The organism is Kribbella sp. NPDC051718, from assembly GCF_040681515.1.
Classification (GTDB): Bacteria; Actinomycetota; Actinomycetes; order Propionibacteriales; family Kribbellaceae; genus Kribbella.
In genome coordinates this window covers 127,948-148,303 of sequence record NZ_JBFAYZ010000009.1, presented here as the reverse complement: position 1 = coordinate 148,303, position 20,356 = coordinate 127,948, and the positions used below count along the sequence as shown (strand labels likewise).

Below are 20,356 nucleotides of genomic sequence, written 5' to 3'. Positions count from 1 at the left end.
GTGACCGAGCGATGCTCTGGTTGTCATGGATCATGTCGCCGCCGTCCCGGCCGGCAGAGCCGCCGGGAACGGCGACCTCACCGTGCTGCTGACCAGCGTCTCGTCGGACTCGCACACCTGGAACCTGGTGTTCCTGCAGCTCGTCCTCGAAGAGCTCGGCCACCAGGTGCACAACCTCGGCGCCTGTGTGCCGGACGACCTGCTGATCGCCGAGACGGAGCGCATCCGCCCCGATCTGATCGTGGTCAGCACCGTCAACGGGCACGGCTTCCACGACGGGCTGCGGGTGATCGGCCAGCTCCGCGACCGGCCGGGCCTGAGCCAGGTACCGGCGGTGATCGGCGGCAAGCTGGGCATCGACGGCCCGGGCTCCGACGGCTCCCGGGCCAAGCTGATGTCCGCGGGGTTCGACGCGGTCTTCGACGACGGGACCGGGCTGACCGCCTTCCAGTCGTTCGTCCGTCAGCTGACCACCGGTGTCGCTTCGTGAGCCTCCCGTCCACCGGCTCGTTCGGTGGCTTCGTCACGGGCGCGCAGCAGGCCGGCCGGCTCGTCGTCCAGCCCCGGATGGGGGTCAGCGACGCGGCCTCGATGCGCTTCGGGCTGCAGCTCACCAAGAGCGCGGCCGCCACCACGGTCGGCACGATCACGCTCGACAGCTACACCCGGGTCGGCGACCACGACAGCGCCAGCGCGGCGCTGGCGGCCGGCATCGAGCTGAACGGCTACCCGATCGTCGCGCAGGACGTGTCCACCACCCGGGCGGTCCTGGACGGCGTCGTCGGCGCGGATTTCCCGGTCCAGGTCCGGCACGGCTCACCGTTGCCTGCGGCAATCATTCGCTCGCTGGCCGCGGCCGGTCTGCACGCAACGGAGGGTGGCCCGGTCTCGTACTGTCTGCCCTACAGCCGCGCGCCATTGACCGAGTCGATCCCGAACTGGGCGCTCAGCTGCGAGTTGCTGGCCGAGGTCCGCGAGACCGGCGTCGAACCGCATCTGGAGAGCTTCGGCGGCTGCATGATGGGCCAGCTCTGCCCACCCGGCCTGCTCGTCGCGCTGAGCGTGCTCGAGTGCATGTTCTTCCGCCAGCACGGCCTCCGCAGCGTCTCGCTGAGCTACGCCCAGCAGACCGACCCCGACCAGGACGCCGAAGCCATCCTGGCGATGCGCCGGCTGGCCGCGCAGTGGTTGCCGGACATCGACTGGCACGTCGTGATCTACACGTACATGGGCGTCTATCCGCGCACGCCGGAAGGTGCCTCGCGGCTGCTCGAAGAGGCCGCCCGGCTGGCCGTTCGTACCGGATCGGCCCGGCTGATCGTCAAGACCGTTGCCGAGGGCTACCGGATCCCGACCTTCGCCGAGAACGTCGACGCACTGGAGACCGCCGCGGCCGCCGCTGCCCGCTGCACCAGGATCATCGGCGACATCGACGACACCGGTATCCACGCCGAGGCGAGCGCGTTGATCGACACCGTGGTCAACCTGCACCCCGACCTCGGTACGGCGCTGGAACTCGCCTTCCGCCGCGGCTACCTCGACGTCCCGTACTGCCTGCACCCGGACAACGCCGGCAAGGCTCGCAGCTATCTCGACGACACCGGCCGGCTGCAGTGGTCGTCGGTCGGCTCGATGCCGATCCGCGACTCGGTCCGGCGTACCGGCACCGGCAAGCTGACCGCGATGGGGCTGCTGGCGACGCTGTCGTACATCGAGCGGAAGTTCGACAGCGCGAGTCTCGAGCAGGAGTACCAGGCCGCACCCGCGGCCGAGCAGCTGCCGGACTCCAAACCACCGCCCCGTGACGAACTGACAGGGAGCAACTTATGACCGAGACCCGGATCCCACCCGCGCAGGCCGCGGCCTCGCTGCCGCCGAGTCCCCGTGAGCACCTGACCTCACCGGTCACCCGGGCAGTACTCGTGATCCAGAACAAGATCCTTTCCGCGACCCGCGAGTTCCTCACCGGCCGCGGATTCATGGAACTCCTGCCGCCGATCATCGGACCGGTCACCGACCCGGGCGCCCGTGGCGCCAAGCAGGTCGACGTCGACTACTACGGCCACCGGTACAAGCTGATGACGAGCGCGATCCTCTACAAGCAGGCGGCGCTGACGTCGTTCGACAAGATCTTCTTCATCGCGCCGAACGTCCGGCTGGAGCCGCTGGAGACGACGTCGACCAGCCGGCACCTGGCCGAGTTCCACCAGATCGACTGCGAGATGGCGAACGCCGGCCGCGACGACGCGCTCGAACTGGCCGAGGGCCTGGTCCGGTACGTCGTCGAGCGCGTGCTGAGCGACCTGCCCAATGAGCTGCACACGCTCGGCCGGGACGCCGGTGCGCTGGCCGAAGTACTGACCGGGCACTTCGGGCGGCGTACGCACTCGGAGGCCGTCGCCGATCTGCACGCCATGGACCACCACCAGAGCCCGGACGCGGAGATCGACTGGGTCGGCGAGGCGAAGCTGTCGCAGCAGGTGGACCGGCCGTTCTTCGTCACCGACTACCCCAAGGGGTCGCGTGGCTTCTACGACAAGGAGAGCAAGGACCAGCCCGGCATGCTGCGCAACTTCGACCTGATCGCGGCCGAGGGGTACGGCGAGCTGTGCAGCGGTTCCGAGCGCGAGCAGGACTACGCGACCATCGTCGCCCGGATGCGGGAGACGGCGGAGAACCCGGCGAAGTACGCGTGGTACCTGGAGATGCTCAAGCAGGGCGTGCCGCCGAGCGCGGGCTTCGGGCTGGGGCTGGAACGCTTCACCCGCTACGTCGCCGGTGTGGACTCGGTCTGGCAGGCGAGCGCGTTCCCGAAGGTACCGGGTATCCCCTCCCCGTGACGCCTCGCCGGGCCAAGCGAAGATGTCCCGCATGACAACCACGGAGCCGAGCGGGACGCTCAGCCTGGGCCAGGGCACGGCCTTGTACGTCGGGGCCGTGCTGGCCACCGGCGTGATCGCACTGCCGGCCCTGGCCGCCGAGGTGGCCGGGCCGGCGTCGTTGCTGGCCTGGCTCGGCCTGGCGATCGTCTCCGCTCCCCTGGCGGCTACGTTCGCCGCGCTGGGTGCGCGCTATCCGGACTCCGGCGGCGTCGCGACGTACGCGCGGCTGGCCTTTGGCGACAAGGCGGCAGCAGTCGTCGGCTGGTGCTTCTACCTGTCTGTGCCCGTCGGTGGTCCCGCTGCCGCTCTGTGGGCCGGCGGCTACGTCGAAGCCGGCATCGGTGGCGGCGAGAAGACGGTACTGATCACCATGCTGCTCCTGATCCTGGCTGTACCGGCCACCAACGCCTTCGGGATCCAGGTGACCGGCCGGGTGCAGATCGCCCTCGCCGCCTTGCTCGCTGTCTTCCTGGTTCTCGCGGTCGCGCTGTCGCTGCCCCACGCGGACATGGCCAACCTGCAGCCGTTCGCACCTCATGGCTGGAGGGCGATCGGCCCGGCAGCCGCACTGCTCGTCTGGAGCTTCGTCGGCTGGGAGGCGGTCACCCACCTGACTGCTGAGTTCCGTCGGCCGGACCGCGACGTACCGCGGGCCACTGCGATCGCAGTGGTGGTCGTCGGCGTGCTCTACCTCAGCGTCGCCTTCGCTACCATCACGGTGCTCGGCCCTGGCGCAGCAGACACCGATGCGCCGCTGGGCGATCTACTGGCGATCGGGCTCGGCGGCAACTCCCGCATCCTGGCCGCCTGTGCCGCGCTACTGCTCAGCTTCGGCGCCATGAATGCGTACTACGCCGGCGCCTCCAAGCTGGGCGCTGCCCTGGCCCGCGATGGCTCTCTCCCCAAATGGCTCACCCAGGGCAGCGCCGCTGGCGAGATCCCCCGCCGCAGCCTCGCCTTGCTCGGAGGCATGTCGACAGCGACCGCGCTGGTCGTCGTAGCGGCAGGGATCACCCCCTCCTCGCTGGTGCTGCTCACCACCGGGCTGTTCGTCACCGTGTACGCCGTGGGCGTCGCGGCCGCCGTCAAGCTGCTGCCGAAGGGCAGCAAGGGTCGCCTTGCTGCCCTCGTGGCACAGGGTGCCGTCGTAGTCCTGCTACTGATGGCTGGGCCCTACCTGCTCTGGGCCTTGATCGTCACTGTCGCCGCGCTGCTCTACCGATGGCAGCTTCAGCGGCGTCCGTAGAGGGCCTGCATCCCGAGGACGTCACCTCGGCCGAGCGTGCGCATGTGTCCGGTACAGCGCCGGACACCCGGGTACATCGTCAGGTTGAGGTCCTCGTCGGCGCTGAGGTTCACCAGCCCGTAGACGTGGCCCATCTCGTGAGTCAGGACCGACTCCACGTCGTACCGCCAGCGGTCCTTGTCCGGCGGCAACTCAGGCTTGCACAGGGGATCGTTGACGGGGTCGTAGGTCCAGTTGTAGTCGGCACTGTTCATCCTGATGTCGGCCTCGACGGCTCGCGTCCGGCCGTGTCTGGTCTCGGACCAGGTGCAGGTCCAGGCCAGGGTCGCCTCGAACGAGCCGCCGGGCAGGTCACCTTCGTCGATCACGCTGTGGTGATCGCGTTTGCCGCAGGTGGTCTGACCGTCGGCGTACACGAAGTTCCCCTGCCGGGCGGTATGACCGACCAGTGCACCGGACGCGCCGTTCCTGCCCCGGATACCGCAGGTGTTGCGGCCCTGGGTCATGTTGGCGAGGGCTCGGCGGGCGGCCGCGTCGAAGTCGGACTGCCGGTCGGTGGCGAGCTTGGTGCCCCACGTCGTACGGAACAACCAGGGTGAGTGCCACTTGTAGTCGCGGAGTACGTAGGTGTCGCGGTCGCAGGCACCGGGCTGGCCGGCCAGGTCAGGGAACTGGTTGGCCGGCTCGTGCTTGGCGGGAGCCGATCCGGTACTCACCCGCCCCTGCTCGTCGGTGGTCAGCGTGTAGGTGCGGGCGCCGGACGGGAACAGCAGGTCCATCGTGACGCTGTCCCCTGGCTGCGGGACGGTCAGCGCGACGCCGTCACCGGCGTCGATGAGTCTGCCGACGGCTCCGCAGGCGACTGCGGAGCGTGCGGCGAGGGCGGTGGAGTGCAGGACGCCTTCCGGCAACCGGCAGGGATTCGTGACGGCGGCAGCGCCGCCGACGGGCAACGTACTGAGCGCCAGTGTGAAGGCGGCCAGCACAGTGGTCAGGCGTGCGAACTTCATGGTTTGTGCCCCCCGGCCCATTGAAAGTGAACCGCTTACATCGAAGGTGAGGGGGCTGCCCGGCGCGGCTGATACGTATTTTCGCCGCTCTGTCGCCGCCTCTGTCGGGGCAAGAGCTCGCTGCGATCCGATTGAGGTGGCCATCCTGCACGCCGAGACGTTCCCCGAGGCAGCAGTCCGAAGCCGGGCCAAGACCGGTGCTGCCGACGCGTTCCCGCCCGCGGACCAGTACGGGCACGCGTTGTTCGGCGCCGAGACCGGCGGCCCGGAGCCGACCTGCCCGATCGACCGGCACCGGCTCGTACCACCGGTCTTCGTCCCGCAGCGGTTCGCGAAGCTGGTCGAGCTGACCCGTGAACCCGTCTACCGCGATGTCGTACTGGAGACCACGATCGGCGGGTTCCGGTCCATGCTGCCGTTGTACGTCTCGGCGTTCGGCTCGACCGAGGCAGCCAGCGTCGCGCTCGGCATCTCCGCCAGCAGGCAGGCCGGGCGGCTCGGCATCCCGATGGTCGTCGGCGAGAACGTGATGCCGGTGAACAGTTACGGCAGGCTGGAGGCCGACGCCGAACGCTCTCTGCTCGGCCGGATCAGCGCGTACCAGGCCGAAGCGCTCGAAGGGTACGGCGGTGTCGTCGTCCAGCAGAGCACCGAGGACGCGGACGCCGAGGTGTGGAACCTGGTCTACAGCGACCCGAACGCCTTGTCGCTGCTGGAGTCAGGGCGGCTGGCTTTCGAACTCAAGGTCGGCCAAGGCGCGAAGCCGGGGCTGGGCGGGATGACGCTGATGGGCGCCGAGGCGGCCGAACGACTGGCCGAGGCCTATCTCCTCGACCCCGTCGTCGGCAACGGTCAGGTCCTGCGCAGCAGCAGCCCGGGCAGCTTCACCGCGGAGATCCTGAAGCAGCAGATCCGTCTGATGCGCAACAACTATCCGCGGGCCCGGATCTGGGTAAAGCTCCCACCCGCCCGAGACGTCGCGGCAGCCGCCCGAGTGGCCTGGGAGGCCGGAGCCGACGCTGTGACGGTCGATGGCGCCGAGGGCGGTACCGGCTGGGCACCGCGGGCATTTCTCGATCAGGTCGGTCTCCCCCTGGGCGAGTGCCTCCGCCGAATTGAAACAGCTGTTGGATGCCTGCTGGTGTCCGGGCGGATGTGGGAAGGCGCGCGGGTCGCCAAGTCGCTTGCCCTCGGCGCCAACGCGGCCGGCCTGGGCCGGGCCGCGTTGATCGCCGTCGACACCGATCCCGACAACGGTCTGGTCAACCTGGTCGAGTGCCTGGCCCTCGAACTGCAGTTGATCGTGAGCGCCCTCGGCAAGTACCACGTCGAGGCACTCGACCGCGAGGACGTGTGGAGTCCAGCTGTGTACTAGGCCAGATTGCGGTTCCTCCGGAGCATGTCGGGCACCTCGCGGCGAGCATGCGTGACGGTCTGCCGGCTGCGGACGAGATCCACCAGTTCCGCGGTCGGCTCGACGCCGAGTTCGGTGGCCAGGCTCTTGCGGAAGAACTCCAGCCGCCGGATCGCCTCCACCACGTTGTCCTCGGCCAGGTGCACCTCGATCAGCACCCTGGTCGCGCTCTCCCGCAACGGCTCCAGCCGTACCGCTGCCATCGCGGCCTCGATCGCTTCGGCGTACCGGCCGTCGCAGGTCAGCGCCTGGGCGGTCAGCTCGAGCGCGTGCAGCTGCAACTGGCGCAGCCGCTCCCGGCCCAGCAGAACCCAGTCGTCGTACCAGCCCGGGAGCAGCTCCCCCATCGTGGCCAGCGTCGGCAGCAACCCCTGATCGGCACCGCACTCGCCATCGTTGATCACCCGGCGAATGGCGGTGACGAGGGTACTGACGTCTACATCAAGCGCTTCATCCAAACGCAGCGTCTCGTCGCCGGTGACCAGCGGGTGCTCGCTCAACTGGCGCAGCCGCCACAGAGCGGTCCGCAGGCAGGCCTGGGCCTTCGAGTCGGACACCTCCGGCCAGAGCGTGCCAGCCACCTCCGCGCGGCTGGACCGGCCGCGGAGCGCGACGTACGCGACCACCCGCCGGGCACTCAGCGGAATGGACAGCGTCTGCTGGTCCACCACCGCCCGGAAACCGTCCAGCAGCCGGAGTTTCGGTACGTCCGGATTTTCCTCAGGCGCGAAATCCGGCGGCGCGCTGCCGACTAGACCGGATTCATTCGTCATATGTCCCCCCACAGGCATGAATTCCCACTTCCTGTGATTACTGGGCGACGCTCCGTTACGGCGAAGACTTTCGCCGGATCCGTCTCCCGATATGGGCATCGGCGACCTCCTCATCAGTGACCCCTGCGTTACCTGCGGTGAAGTCTGAATCCTCAGCTAATTGAGTACAAGGCATTGGCCCGGCAGATATCAGACATTTCCCCGGCAGTTCCCGAACGAACCCCTCGACCGGCTCCAACGGACAGTCGCTGTATCACCCGTGGCGCCCGGTCCCCTCTCGTTGGGTAGTGCTCAGCCCGGGAGGCAAACGCGTGGACGACGACAACACCGACGGTGTCGTGCTGCAGTTCGGTAGCGGCTTCCAGCCCTACCGCCAGTACCTGCTGGAGGGTGCGGCGAAACGCCGGCCGCTGTGGCTGATCGACGACGAACCGGTCGGCTGGCAACAGCCCTACCTGGCCGGTAGCAGCGTCGTCGTTCCCTTGCAGGGATCCGGTCTAGTCCTTGATCACGACGCTCTGCTCGCCGCCGCCGAAGCGGTCGCACGGACCCATCGCGTCCGCGGGGTCTTCACGTACGACGAACCTTCGGTGATCATCACCGCGTTGGTCGCTGACCGGCTCGGCCTCACCGGCCTGACGCCCGCGGGCGCCGAAGGATGCCGCAACAAGGTCAAGAGCCGTGAGGCGCTGACCGCTGCCGGACTCCCCCAGCCACGGTTCGCGGTGGTGACGACGGCTGAAGCCGCCGCTACCGCAGCCGCGGAGATCGGGTACCCGGTCGTGGTCAAGCCGCGTGGCATGGCGGCCAGCATCGGCGTCGCCTTGGTGGCCGGCCCGGACGACATCGCCGCCGCCTTCGAGCGGGCCGACGACTCCAGCCGGAGCGGACCGGTCGCGTACCACGGTGGCGCCCTGATCGAGGAGCTGGTCGACGGTCCGGAGATCAGCGTCGACGGTGCCGTGGTCGACGGCGTGTACACCCCCTTCTGCATCGCCCACAAGCAACTCGGGCCTCCCCCGTACTTCGAGGAGATCGGCCACATCGTCGACGGCAACGACCCGTTGCTGACCGACCCGGAGCTGCGCGAACTACTCCGCTCCGCCCACGCGGCGCTCGGCGTTCCGTACGGGATCACCCACACCGAGATCCGGTTCAGCTCGCGCGGCCCGACGATCATCGAGGTGAACGGGCGACTCGGCGGCGACCTGATCCCGTACCTGGGAAAGCTTGCCACCGGCATCGATCCGGGCGCGGTGCTGGTCGACGTCGCCGAGGGTGTCCAGCCGGACCTGGAGATGGACCACCGCAGCTGCGTCGGAATCCGGTTCTGCTACCCGCCCGAGGACGCCCGCGTCGTCGAGATCACGGTGCCGGAGCCGGGCGCAGTACCGGGCCTGATCGAGGCACACCCGATGGTGCCCGCCGGCGCGACCGTACGGCTACCGCCGCGCGCGCACATCGGCCGGCACGCGTACGTCATCTGTACCGCTGACGACCCCGACACCTGCGCCGACCGGCTGACCGCCGCGGCGGAGCTGGTCGAGCTGAAGTACGAAGCGCTGAACGAGACCGAGTTCTCCGGCCGGCCATGGTGAGCCGAGTCCCGAGCCACAACAACTGGGAGCCCGCATGACAAACCGTGAGGTCGAGTTACTCGCAGTCGGTGGAGGTCCGGCGAACCTGGCCCTGGCCGTCGCGGTCGAGGAGCTCGGGATCGACGGCCTGGCAGAGAACTCGCTGGTGATCGAGCGCGGCCAAACGGTCGAGTGGCAGCGCGGCCTGCTGCTGCCGTGGACGAAGAGCCAGGTGGCCTTCGCCAAGGACCTGGTGACGCTGCGGAACCCGCGCAGCAAGTTCACCTTCCTCAACTACCTGCGCAGCGTCGGCCGGCTCGACGACTTCATCAACATGGGCAGCTTCACGCCGTACCGGGTGGAGATCTCCGGCTATCTCAGCTGGGTGGCGCAGTCGCTGCAGAAGGTGAAGTTCGAGCTCGGCTGCGAGTGCACGTCGATCGCGCCGGTCCGGGACGCTTCCGGCACGCTGACGGGCTGGCTGACCAAGCTCGCGGACGGCAGCACGATCTCCAGCCGGTACCTCGTCATCGGCGCCGGTCGCGATGCGTACGTACCGCCGGTTCTGGCCGGCCTGCCTTCTGACCGGCTCGTGCACAGTACGCAGTACCGGTACCGGATCGCGGAACTGGCCAAGGACAAGCCGCACCGCGTTGCCGTCATCGGTGCGGCGCAGAGCGCGGCCGAGATGTTCCGTGCGCTGCAGAACGACCTGCCGACGGGCGACGTGAACTGGGTGATGCGGTCGATCGGGCTGCGGGCGTACGACACCAACAAGTTCATCAACGAGCTGTACTACCCGTCGTTCATCGACAAGGTCTGGGACGCGCGGCCGGAGGGCCGGGAGCAGATCCTGCGCGAGATGCACCTGACCAACTACTCCGGGGTCGAGACCGACCTGCTGCAGGACCTCTACACCGGGATGTACCTGGACAAGCTGCACGGCGTCGACCGGCGCCGGCTGATCACGATGACCGACATCACCGGCGCCCGCGAGGAAGACGACGAGGTCGTCCTCGAGCTGACCGACCGGCGCAGCGACAAGATCACCGAGTTGCGGCTCGACTACGTCTTCCTCGGCACCGGCTTCGTCCGCGAGATGCCCTCGATGGTCCGTGATCTCAGTGCGGCGATCGGGCTGGACCAGATCGGTGTCACCCGCAAGTACCGGCTGGAGCTGAACGAGGAGTCGGAGGCGGCCTGTTACCTGCAGGGCGTCAACGAGGCGACGCACGGTATCGCCGACTCGCTGCTCAGCGTGCTCGGCAACCGGGCCGGCGACATCATGAGCGACCTGCTCGCCCGCCGGGCCGGGAAGACCAACGGAGCGCACCGGAACGTGGACGAACTCACCGCGGTACCGCTGTCGGCCGACGGCGCGCTGCGCAGCTGAACCCCTACACCTGAACAGAGAGGCCGCCATGTCCGCAACAGACAGCTCCCTGCTGCCCAAACCCGGCCGAGGACTGGCGGTGGCCGGCGGTCTCGTCGGCGGCGCCGTCGTCCTGCTGGGGATTGCGTACGCCGTCGGCTGGCTCGATCCGGATCACCATGCAGCCGCGGCCGGTCCGGTCGCACCGGCCGCGGCCTCTCCGGCCCAGCTGATGTGGCGGCTGCTGATCGCGGTCGCCGTCGTCTGCGCGCTGGCGACCGTCTTCGGCAAGCTCGCGAAGACGATCGGCCAGCCGCCGGTGGTCGGCGAGATCATCGCGGGGCTGATCCTCGGCCCCTCGGTGATCGGATCACTGGCGCCCGGGTTGTTCAACGCGATCGTGCCTGCCGAAGTACTGCCGAATCTGAATCTGCTCGCCCAGGCCGGGTTGGCGATCTTCATGTTCACCGTCGGCGCCGAGTTCGGCCGGGACAAGCTCGGCCGTGATCGGGGGGCGATCGCCGGCGCGAGCCTCGCGATCATGGCCGTACCGTTCGCGCTCGGCGTGATCGCGGCACTGCCGCTGTACTCGACGCTGGCCGGTCCGGCGGTCGGCCGGTTGCCGTTCGCAATCTTCATCGGTACCGCCCTGGCCATCACCGCTTTCCCCGTGCTCGCCCGGATCGTGCAGGACTTCGGTCTGGTCGGCAGCCGGCTCGGTTCGCTGGCGATGCTGTGCGCGGCCGTCGCCGACGTACTGGCCTGGTGTGCGCTCGCGATCGTGCTGGCGATGGTCAAGTCGTCGGACTTCAGTACCTCTTTGGTAGCGCTGGTCCTGACGATCCTGGTCGGCGCCGGGTCCGTCTTCGTCCTCAAGCCGGTACTGCGCTGGCTAGCCGACCGGTACGCCGCAGTGCTGCCCACCCCGATCCTCGTGCTGGCGGTGCTCGCGCTGATCCTCGGCCTCGCCGCGGCGACCGACGCGATCGGCGTACACGCGATCTTCGGCGGCTTCCTGGCCGGCCTGGTGCTGCCCAAGGAGATCCTGCCGGTGAAGCAAGTGTCCGAGCAGATCGGCGGGCTGAACCGCGCGCTGCTGGTCCCGGTCTTCTTCGCCTCGATCGGCCTGAAGACCGACGTCAACGCCGCGATCTCGCACCCGCAGGTCCTCGCGGCCGGCGCGCTGCTGCTGGTCGTCGCGGTGGCCGGCAAGTTCCTCGGCGCCACGCCGGTGGCGCGAGCCGGTGGCATGCCGGTCAGGTCGGCGATCGGGCTCGGCGTCCTGATGAACGCCAGAGGCATCACCGAGATCGTCGTCCTGTCCGCCGGGCTCAGTGCCGGGCTGATCAACCAGGGTGCTTTCACGGTGATGGTGATGATGGCGCTGATCACCACGATGATGGCGCTGCCACTGCTCCGGCTGCTCGGACCATCACTTCGCGAACCCACTGCGACCGATCAATTACCGATTGCTGATACGTATGCCGGCGGTGACGCCAAGACCGTCGTTCCGTGACGCCATCACTACGCCTGCGTGACGGGGCCAGTGATCGAATAGTCACTGAAGGCAGCACTGACGACGGCCGCTGGGGGCGCGTGAGGCACAGGTCGCTTCAAGGTAATGCCGAGTGAGGTTTCATCCAGCCCACAGTTCCCTGCGGGCTGCCTGCTGACGTCCGCCAGCGTCGGCAGGACACACCTGTGCCTTTTTTGCTCCCGCCGCCGGTCGCTCATTCTGCGTGAATCAGCGAAAGGACGTGGAACGTGTCGACGATCTCGCCACGCAAAACCGAACGGACGCCCGAGGGAAATCGCCACCACACCGATTCCGGACCTTCGTTGGAGGTCCTCCTCGGCCGGGCCCTGGCCTCCGACTGGTCGGCGTGGAAGGAGCTGGAGGGGCGCTACGCCCACCTGCTCACTCACGCCGCCCGCGGCGTCGGTCTCAGCCACAGCGACGCAGCGGACGTCGCCCAACTCACCTGGCTTCGCCTGTGGCAGCACGGACGCCAGATTCGCGACCCCGAGTGCCTGCCGGCCTGGCTGGCCGCGACGGCCCGGCGCGAGGGACTGCGGCTGGCGATCAGCCGGAAGCGGTACCTCCTGTACGCCGACCCGACCGCGGAGCACAGCGACGGTCAGCGGACCGCGGTCCTCGACGTCTACCCGGTGGACGGGGAGTACGAGCCTTCCACCGAACAGGCTCTGCGCCGGCTGCCAGGCCGGTACCAGCGGCTGATCCGGCTGCTGATGTCGGACAGCTGCCCGTCGTACACCGAGATCGCGGAGATGCTGAACCTGCCGATCGGCAGCATCGGCCCGATGCGGATGCGAGCCCTGCAGATGCTCCGCCGTACGCCGGAACTGGCGGGCGCAATGGCCCATTGAGCCGGGTCGTGTGGTCGACGTTCTGTGCCGAAGTCATTGCATTCAGTGGCCGGTCGACTGCATTCTTGGGGCGCCCCGATCGATTGTGAGGAGATCGATGAGAATCCGCCCCAGCTCCGCCCTGCTCGCCACGTTGTCTTCCTTCGTCCTGACCGCCGCGGCCGCCGGTGGTGCCCTCGCGGCGATCCCGCCCGAGGCACCACCGGCCGCTGCCGGTCCGGTCGCCGCACCTTTGGCTCCTTTGGCTCCCTTGGCGACCGATACCGACGGCGACTCGTTGCCCGACACCTGGGAGACGAACGGCTACGACGCCAACGGTGACGGTGTGATCGACGTGAACCTGCCCGCGATGGGCGCGACGGCCAACAAGAAGGACCTGTTCGTCGAGATGGACTACATGAGCGGCCGGCTCGCCACCACGGCCGCCTTCGACCGGATCAAGGCGGTCTTCGCCGCTGCACCGGTCAGCAACCCCGACGGGAGTACCGGCATCCGGATCCACCTGGACGGAGGGCCGGCGGCCGGTTCGGCGTACAACCTCGGTGGCGGCAACCAGGTGCCGTACGACAGCAACCTGCAGCCCGCCGAGTCGCAGACCGACGCGATCAAGAACGCCAACTTCGCGCCGGCCCGCAAGGCCGTCTTCCACTACATGCTCTGGGCCGACGACTACGACAACACCTGCAGCAGCGGCAACGCCTTTGCCATCCCGAACGACACCTTCATCGTCACGATGGGCCCGAAGTGCAACTGGACCGTCACCGAGAACCGCAACGTGGGCACCTTCATCCACGAACTCGGTCACGACCTCGGCCTGACCCACGGCGGCACCGACCACGTGAACTACAAGCCGAACTACCTCAGCGTGATGAACTACTTCTTCCAGTTCGACGGCGTCCCCCGCACCAGCGGCGCCAACTGGTTCAGCTACTCGAACTTCGCCCCACCCGCGCTGAACGAGAACAGCCTGCGTGAGTCCGTCGGCCTCAACACCGCCACGGCCGCCACCTGGAAGACCTACTGGAAGTGCCCCAACGGCACGACCCGTACGTCCGGCGCCGGCAACTCCGCGATCGACTGGAACTGCGACGGCGACACCCTCGACACCGCCGCCACCTCCATCAACGGCGACTCCAGCCGCACCACCCTCACCGCCCAGAACAACTGGGCGAACATCCGCTTCGGCGGCGGCGACGTAGGCGGCGGCAGCCCCCAGTCGAAGACAGCCGCCAGCGAGCTACGCGAGATGACCCAACAGGAATACAACACCTTGAAATCCACCACCCGCTGACGACTCCCCCACGCCTGCCGCCCCGAACGCCGGTTCCTACGTCGCCGGCTAGACCGACCACCGGGGTGCCGCCCGTGTGGGTCAAGGTAAAACTCGATCCACACGGCGGCGCTCCATCCAACCCGTGACGAGGCAGCTTGCGCCCGTCCGTCCGGTCAAAACCGCTGTCAACCCTCGAAGACTCCGGGATCCCGGAACACAGGCGGCTCACCACCACCGACGCTGGCCCGACCCCCTGGACACTTGCAGCCCCTGCAGGGAAGGGAAGTGAGCGTCTCTCGATTTCTTCGTGACGCAAAGTCACGATAGAATCGAACGTATGTTCGACGATGGATGGAGTGACTTCGACGCCCGCGCGACACTCGACGCGGCGGTCGAGTTCGACGCGGAGGAAAACCGCGCCGCGCTCGGCAAACTCCGGGCAACCCTGCACTTCGCCGACCTCCACGCCGCCCTACCCGCAACCTCCGCCAGGGAGCGTGCGGGTGAGCGCCTGGTGGTCCACGGCGGCGACGGCTGCCCTCCGATCGCCGAATTCGCCCCCGCCGAGCTCGGCGTCCTGCTCAAGATCTCCAGCGGCGCAGCCGCCGCCTACATCGGCGAGGCCCTCGCCCTGCGCCACCGCCTCCCCCGGATCTGGGCCAAAACCCTCAACGGCCAAGCAGTCGTCTGGCGCGCCCGAGCCGTCGCCCGCGCCTGCCTCAAACTCTCCGCCGAAGCCGCCGCCCTGGTCGACGAACGCGTCGTCGCCGTCATCGACAGCCTGTCCGCGTACCGGCTGCAGAAAATCATCGACGCCGTCATCAAAGAAGCCGACCCCGACGCGGCCCGCCGAGCCGCCGAGAATCGCGCCCGCGAACGCGGCGTCTGGGTCCAGCCCTCCGACGACCACGGCACCAAAACCATCTGGGTCAAGGCCGCCAGCGGCGACGTCATCACCTTCGACGCCACCATCAACGACCTCGCCTGGGCCCTTCACATGCTGGGCGACCCCGACCCCCTGACCGAACGCCGCGCCAAAGCCATCGGCTGGATCGCCGACCCCCTGGCCGCCTACGAACTCCTCACCGCCGCCCGATACCTAGCCAGCCATCCCACCCCCGCCGAACCCACAACCCCCACCGCGAGCCCACCCCGAGCGTCTGCGACGGAGCCAGCAGTACCAGCAGAGCCGCCCGCAGACCTTGCTGACTCTGGCGACTTCATCAACGTCAGCGACTTCGGCGGGTTCGGTAGGCCTGAACCGGCAGGTGCAGTCCGTTGTCCCGTTGCCGAGACGCGAGCAGCGATCGACCCGTACTCACGCCACCAACTGGCCAGCAAACTCGCCACGATCAAAACCGCCGCTCACGCCCCAGAACCAGCACCGGCGGACGCGTCGTCCTGTACGTCCACGTCACCGACGAAACGCTGCTGACCGGCGAAGGCATCGTCAGAGTCGAAGAGCACGGAGCATTCATCGCAGCCCAGCTCAAAGAACTGCTCGGCCACAACCAGGTGATCCTCAAACCAGTCATCGACCTCAACGAACACCTCGACGTCAACGCCTACGAGGTCCCCACCCGAATCCGAGAACGCATCCGACTCGCCCAGCCCGTCGAGCGATTCCCCTACGGCACAGTGGAAACCACCCCACACACCGACCTGGACCACATCCAGCCCTACGACCCCCACGGGCCACCAGGCCAAACCGGCACCACCAACCTCACACCAGCAACGCGGTACCACCACCGCGTCAAAACCCACGGCCGCGGCTGGCACGTCCAGCCCGCGGGGCAAGGAGCGCTGCAGTGGACCACCCCACACGGCTTCACCTTCCGCGTCGACCACACCGGCACCCACCGGCTCACCTAACCGCGCGTCTGCCTGATCTACTCACGACGCGGGGACCAGCGCAGTATCACAGAGATGACGTTGAGGTCGCGGTGCGGGATGACGAGGGCGAAGAAGCGGGTGGTGTCCGTTGACGGGGTGGCGACTGCTGGGGCGGTGTAGGTCTTGCCGCCGGCGATCACCCGTACAGCGCGAGCGTCGATCTTGATGGTGCTCTTCTCCTTGGTGTGTCCTTGGAGGACCGCATACTCGCCGCCGGCTCGGTCGAAGCAGTAGTGCGGGTCGCCGAAGTTGCTGGCCTGGCCTTCGTCACCGACCATGCAGTTCTGCCTGGAGTAGACCAGGATGGCCCACTTCTCGGTCGGGATCGTGCCCTTGGCGACGTAGTACGCCTTGTAGGGCGCGTAGCCCGCGACGCCTGGCTGTTCGTTTGCCGACCGCAACGATCCGAGGGCCGGTACGGCGAGCACCGCCGCGGCGGTCGCCGCCGCGCAGGCAAATACGGCCAGCCCCGTACGCCGACGCCGCCGGTGCACGATCGACTGCCGCACCTGGACCACCGGGTCGGCCGGCTCGGGCCGGTCTTCAGTCAGTACGTCGAACCTGTCCTTCAGCCGATCACCAAGCCACCACAGCCCAACCCTGCGACAGACCCACCACCAGCCAACCCGGCTCCCAACGGCAGGCGTGGGGAATGCCTGCCGCCGAAGGTGCTCAGCGGTGGGTGAAGTTGGGTTTGCGTTTTCCGGTGAAGGCGGTCATGCCTTCGGTGCGGTCGTCGAAGGCGAAGGTTGCGTGGAAGGTGCGGCGTTCGAAGAGAATGCCCTCGGTGAGGGTTGATTCGAAGGAGCGGTTGACGGCTTCCTTGGCGGCGTAGACGACCGGCAACGACATCGAAGCGATCTTGTGGGCGACTTCGGAAGCCTCGGCCAGCAAGGTGGCGGCGGGGACGATGCGAGAGACGAGGCCGGCGCGTTCGGCTTCTTCGGCGGAGATCGTCCGGCCGGTCAGAATGAGGTCCATCGCCTTGGCCTTGCCGATGGCGCGGGTGAGGCGCTGGGAGCCGCCGATGCCGGGAATGACGCCGAGCGTGATCTCCGGCTGACCGAACTTCGCAGTGTCGGCCGCGATCAGGATGTCGCACATCATCGCCAGCTCGCACCCGCCACCCAACGCATACCCGCTAACCGCCGCGACCAACGGCGTACGGACCGCCGCCAGCCGATCCCACGCCGTGAACCAGTCCGACAAATACATGTCCTGGTACGACTGCGCGGCCATCTCCTTGATGTCAGCCCCAGCCGCGAAGGACCGCTCCGACCCCGTGATCACGATCGCGCCGACGCCACGATCGGCGTCAAGGGAGGTCGCGGCCTCCACCACCTCGTGCATCAGCTCCTCGTTCAAGGCGTTGAGCGCCTTCGGCCGATCCAAAGTGATCGTCGCCGTCCGCCCGTCGCGGGTCACGATGATGTTGTTCATGAAGCATCCCTGATCTCGTTGATGATGGCCGAGAAGTCCAACCCCGAACCGTTGCCCTCGGCAAATTCTCGATAGAGCGACGCAGCCAAGGCACCCAGCCCAGCGGACATACCGGCGGACGAGGCTGCCTGCAGAGCCAGCCCGAGGTCCTTCGCCATCAGCGGCGCCGCAAAACCAGGCTGGTACGACCGATTGGCCGGACTGGTCGGCACCGGACCCGGCACCGGGCAGTTGGTCGTCAACGCCCAGCACTGCCCGGAAGCAGTCGACGTCACGTCAAACAAAGCCTGATGCGAAAGACCCAACTTCTCCCCAAGAACAAAAGCCTCACTCACCCCGATCATCGAGATCCCCAGGATCAGGTTGTTGCAGATCTTCGCCGCCTGTCCGGCGCCAGGCTCACCGCAGTGCACCACGCGCCCGGCCATCGGCTCGAGTACCTCTCGCACAGCCTCGAGATCCGCAGGCAGCGCACCCACCATCAAAGTCAACGTGCCCGCGGCAGCGCCGACCACCCCGCCGGAAACGGGCGCATCCAACGCCCGATGCCCCGCCGCGACGACGAGCGCGGCAGCCGACCGCGCATCGGACACCGCGATCGTCGAGCAATCGACGAACAGCGCGCCCGCAGGAGCCGACGCCAAAAGCCCCGGCGCGGCGGCAGTGCCCTGGTAAACGTCGAGAACATGACGCCCACTAGGCAGCATCGTGATCACCACCTCAGCACCCACCACCGCCTCAGCAGCAGAAGCAGTAACGACCACGCCGGCCTCAGTAGCCAACGCACGCGCCGCCTCAACCGGATCGAACCCAGTCACTGCATACCCAGCCTTTACCAAGTTCGCGGCCATCGGGCCACCCATGTTGCCCAGCCCGACAAACGCAACCGCCTTCACAATGCACTCCCCTGAGTCAGCCCAAGCTCATCGGCACCAAGCCCGGCGAAGTAAGCAGCAACAACCGATTCAGCGACATCGTCGAGCCGAGCAGGCACCCACTGCGGATTCCGGTCCTTGTCGATCACCTGCGCCCGCACCCCCTCGAGAAAGTCGTGCGACCCGTGAAACCGCAAGGACAGCCGGTACTCCTGATCCAGCGCCTCTCGCAGCGACGACAGATCCGCCGCCTCCCGCAGCGCCCGCAACGTCACCTTCACCGATGTAGGCGACTTCGCAGCCAGTACGTCGGCAGCCGACCGAGCCGCCTCAATCTCAGACCCCACCAACCGGGCCTGGATCTTCACCACGTCATCGCCCTCGTACGCCGCGTCGATCCACTCCCGATCCGCGAGCAACCCAGAAGCCGGAGCCTCCGCAGCCACCGCAGCGACTGCCTCCGCAGGCGCCACGGAAGCAAGCGAAGCGATCAAGCCAGGAAGCCGGTCGCTAGGCACATACCAATCGGCCAACCCCACAGCGATCGCGTCACCCGCCCGCACCGAACCAGCGGTCAGCGCCAGATGCGTCCCCAACTCCCCCGGCGCCCGCGACAACAAGTACGTCCCGCCGACATCCGGGAAGAACCCGATCCCCGTCTCCGGCATCCCGATCTTCGACCGCTCGGTGACGACCCGCACCCCGGCATGCGCCGACAGCCCGATCCCGCCCCCGAGCACGATCCCGTCCATGATCGCCACGAACGGCTTCGGGTACTCCGCGATCGTCGCGTCCAGCCGGTACTCCGCCGCCCAGAACTCCGCCGAGGCCGTACCTCCGGCAAGGCCGTCCTGGTAGATCGAGACGATGTCGCCACCTGCACACAACCCGCGCTCGCCACCACCGGTGAGCACCACTGTCTCCACCGACGGATCGGCAGCCCAAGAGTCCAACGCTGTCTGGATCAAGTCCACCATCTCGTGGGTCAACGCATTGATCGCCTTCGGCCGATTGAGCACGATGTGCCCCGCCCGGCCGTCCTGGCTGATCAGCACCACCGGCTCACTCATGCCGCCGCCTCGATCAGGGCACGGCCGACGATCAGTCGCATGATCTCGTTGGTTCCTTCCAGGATCTGGTGGACGCGCAGGTCGCGTACCACCTTCTCGATGCCGTACTCGCTGAGGTAGCCGTAGCCCCCGTGCAACTGCAAAGCCTTGTTCGCAACGGTGAACGCCGCATCGGTGACGAACCGCTTCGCCATCGCGCAGACCTTCGCCGCGTCGGCCGCCTTACCGTCGAGCGTCCGCGCCGCGTGATGCAGCAGGCACCGCGAGGCCTCCAACTCGGTCGCCATGTCAGCGAGCTGAAACACCAACGCCTGCTGCGTGATCAGCGGCCCACCAAACGCAGTACGAGACTGCAGGTAACTCGTAGCCTGTTCCAAAGCCCACTGCGCACCACCAAGCGAACAAGCGGCGATGTTCAACCGGCCACCGTTTAGCCCGCGCATCGCGATACCGAACCCCTCGCCTTCCTCGCCCAGGCGCTGAGACAACGGGATTCGTACGCCGTCCAGGATGACCTGCCGAGTCGGCTGCGCATGCCAGCCCATCTTGCGTTCGTTCGCCCCGAAGGACAGTCCGTCGGCATCGCCGGGCACGATGAAAGCCGTGATCCCCCGCGGCCCCGCGTCGCCGGTGCGCGCCATCACGACGTACACACTGGAAGACCCCGCCCCGGAGATGAACTGCTTCACACCATCGAGCACATAGATGGAGCCGTCGCGACGAGCGGTCGTGCGCAAAGCACCCGCATCCGAACCGGCCTCGGGCTCGGTCAGGCAGTAGCTCCCAAGCCCTTCCATACTTGCCAATCCAGGCACCCATTGCTTCCGCTGAGCGTCCGTACCGGCCGAGTCGATCATCGACGTGACCATGTTGTGGATCGACACGTACGCCGCGATGGCGGTGTCCCCACGCGCCAGCTCCTCGAAGATCGTCACCGCCTCGAGCCGGCCGAGGCCGGACCCACCGACATCCTCCGCGACGCAGATCCCGCCCAGCCCCATATCGCCCGCGCGCCGCAGAACGTCGACGGGGAAGTGCTTGGCCTGGTCCCACTCGATCGCGTTCGGGGCCAGCTCGTGCTCGGCGAACTTGCGTACCTCCCGCGCGATCGCCTGCAGCTCTTCGTTGTCCGAGGTCATCGCG

19 protein-coding genes are annotated in these 20,356 nt (G+C 67.8%); 12 read left to right on the top strand and 7 right to left on the bottom strand.

Going from position 1 to position 20,356, the window contains the following annotated elements:
* The first annotated feature begins 25 nt into the window (after positions 1–25).
* Genes AB0M15_RS30325 through AB0M15_RS30310 form a run of 4 tightly spaced genes read left to right on the top strand, consistent with a single transcriptional unit; the run spans position 26 to position 4,128 of the window.
* On the top strand, positions 26–490 hold the full coding sequence (locus AB0M15_RS30325) for a cobalamin-dependent protein (protein ID WP_363825314.1): 465 nt from the start codon (positions 26–28) through the stop codon (positions 488–490).
* The gene (locus AB0M15_RS30320; protein ID WP_363825311.1) at positions 487–1,830 is read left to right on the top strand and encodes a methylaspartate mutase; all 1,344 of its coding nucleotides are present in this window, start codon (positions 487–489) and stop codon (positions 1,828–1,830) included. Before AB0M15_RS30325 ends, AB0M15_RS30320 begins: the two co-directional genes overlap by 4 nt.
* Positions 1,827–2,840 (top strand): asparagine synthetase A, encoded by a 1,014-nt coding sequence (locus AB0M15_RS30315; protein WP_363825307.1) that lies wholly within the window; start codon positions 1,827–1,829, stop codon positions 2,838–2,840. Before AB0M15_RS30320 ends, AB0M15_RS30315 begins: the two co-directional genes overlap by 4 nt.
* A 31-nt stretch (positions 2,841–2,871) precedes the next feature.
* The gene (locus AB0M15_RS30310; RefSeq protein WP_363825304.1) at positions 2,872–4,128 is read left to right on the top strand and encodes an amino acid permease; all 1,257 of its coding nucleotides are present in this window, start codon (positions 2,872–2,874) and stop codon (positions 4,126–4,128) included.
* Here the strand turns inward: AB0M15_RS30310 and AB0M15_RS30305 are convergent.
* Positions 4,113–5,138, bottom strand: coding sequence for a matrixin family metalloprotease (locus tag AB0M15_RS30305; RefSeq protein WP_363825301.1), 1,026 nt, complete (start codon positions 5,136–5,138; stop codon positions 4,113–4,115). The two genes, AB0M15_RS30310 and AB0M15_RS30305, sit on opposite strands and share 16 nt — an antisense overlap.
* Positions 5,139–5,274: 136 nt before the next feature.
* Between AB0M15_RS30305 and AB0M15_RS30300 the strand changes: the two genes are divergently transcribed.
* A complete protein-coding gene (locus tag AB0M15_RS30300; RefSeq protein ID WP_363825297.1) occupies positions 5,275–6,513 on the top strand; it encodes a glutamate synthase-related protein in 1,239 nt (412 codons plus the stop codon).
* Here AB0M15_RS30300 and AB0M15_RS30295 read toward each other — a convergent pair.
* A complete protein-coding gene (locus AB0M15_RS30295) occupies positions 6,510–7,325 on the bottom strand; it encodes a BTAD domain-containing putative transcriptional regulator (protein WP_363825294.1) in 816 nt (271 codons plus the stop codon). The genes AB0M15_RS30300 and AB0M15_RS30295 overlap by 4 nt on opposite strands.
* A 311-nt stretch (positions 7,326–7,636) precedes the next feature.
* Between AB0M15_RS30295 and AB0M15_RS30290 the strand changes: the two genes are divergently transcribed.
* The 7 genes from AB0M15_RS30290 (at position 7,637) to AB0M15_RS30260 (ending at position 15,807) form a co-directional block, all read left to right on the top strand.
* A complete protein-coding gene (locus tag AB0M15_RS30290) occupies positions 7,637–8,923 on the top strand; it encodes an ATP-grasp domain-containing protein (protein WP_363825291.1) in 1,287 nt (428 codons plus the stop codon).
* A 34-nt stretch (positions 8,924–8,957) separates the two neighbouring features.
* A complete protein-coding gene (locus tag AB0M15_RS30285; protein ID WP_363825288.1) occupies positions 8,958–10,295 on the top strand; it encodes a SidA/IucD/PvdA family monooxygenase in 1,338 nt (445 codons plus the stop codon).
* A gap of 28 nt (positions 10,296–10,323) precedes the next feature.
* Complete coding sequence (locus tag AB0M15_RS30280; RefSeq protein ID WP_363825284.1) at positions 10,324–11,790, top strand: cation:proton antiporter; 1,467 nt, start codon at positions 10,324–10,326, stop codon at positions 11,788–11,790.
* Between the two features lie 248 nt (positions 11,791–12,038).
* A complete protein-coding gene (locus AB0M15_RS30275) occupies positions 12,039–12,662 on the top strand; it encodes a sigma-70 family RNA polymerase sigma factor (RefSeq protein WP_363825281.1) in 624 nt (207 codons plus the stop codon).
* A gap of 97 nt (positions 12,663–12,759) precedes the next feature.
* Positions 12,760–13,953, top strand: a complete 1,194-nt coding sequence (locus AB0M15_RS30270) for a hypothetical protein (protein ID WP_363825278.1) — start codon at positions 12,760–12,762, stop codon at positions 13,951–13,953.
* A gap of 319 nt (positions 13,954–14,272) precedes the next feature.
* Entirely contained in the window at positions 14,273–15,370 is a 1,098-nt protein-coding gene (locus AB0M15_RS30265) for a DUF222 domain-containing protein (RefSeq protein ID WP_363825275.1), read from the top strand.
* 80 nt (positions 15,371–15,450) lie between these two features.
* The gene (locus AB0M15_RS30260; protein ID WP_363825272.1) at positions 15,451–15,807 is read left to right on the top strand and encodes a hypothetical protein; all 357 of its coding nucleotides are present in this window, start codon (positions 15,451–15,453) and stop codon (positions 15,805–15,807) included.
* Positions 15,808–15,824: 17 nt separating this feature from the next.
* Here AB0M15_RS30260 and AB0M15_RS30255 read toward each other — a convergent pair whose 3' ends face one another.
* From AB0M15_RS30255 to AB0M15_RS30235, 5 genes are all read right to left on the bottom strand, one after another.
* Entirely contained in the window at positions 15,825–16,337 is a 513-nt protein-coding gene (locus AB0M15_RS30255; RefSeq protein WP_363825269.1) for a hypothetical protein, read from the bottom strand.
* A 163-nt stretch (positions 16,338–16,500) separates the two neighbouring features.
* Entirely contained in the window at positions 16,501–17,268 is a 768-nt protein-coding gene (locus AB0M15_RS30250; RefSeq protein ID WP_363825266.1) for an enoyl-CoA hydratase, read from the bottom strand.
* Complete coding sequence (gene mmsB, locus AB0M15_RS30245) at positions 17,265–18,164, bottom strand: 3-hydroxyisobutyrate dehydrogenase (protein WP_363825261.1); 900 nt, start codon at positions 18,162–18,164, stop codon at positions 17,265–17,267. The genes AB0M15_RS30250 and mmsB overlap by 4 nt, the downstream gene beginning before the upstream one ends.
* Positions 18,161–19,213: an enoyl-CoA hydratase/isomerase family protein gene (locus AB0M15_RS30240; RefSeq protein ID WP_363825258.1), complete on the bottom strand. Its 1,053-nt coding sequence runs from the start codon at positions 19,211–19,213 to the stop codon at positions 18,161–18,163. The genes mmsB and AB0M15_RS30240 overlap by 4 nt, the downstream gene beginning before the upstream one ends.
* On the bottom strand, positions 19,210–20,352 hold the full coding sequence (locus AB0M15_RS30235) for an acyl-CoA dehydrogenase family protein (RefSeq protein WP_363825255.1): 1,143 nt from the start codon (positions 20,350–20,352) through the stop codon (positions 19,210–19,212). The genes AB0M15_RS30240 and AB0M15_RS30235 overlap by 4 nt, the downstream gene beginning before the upstream one ends.
* Positions 20,353–20,356 lie beyond the last annotated feature (4 nt).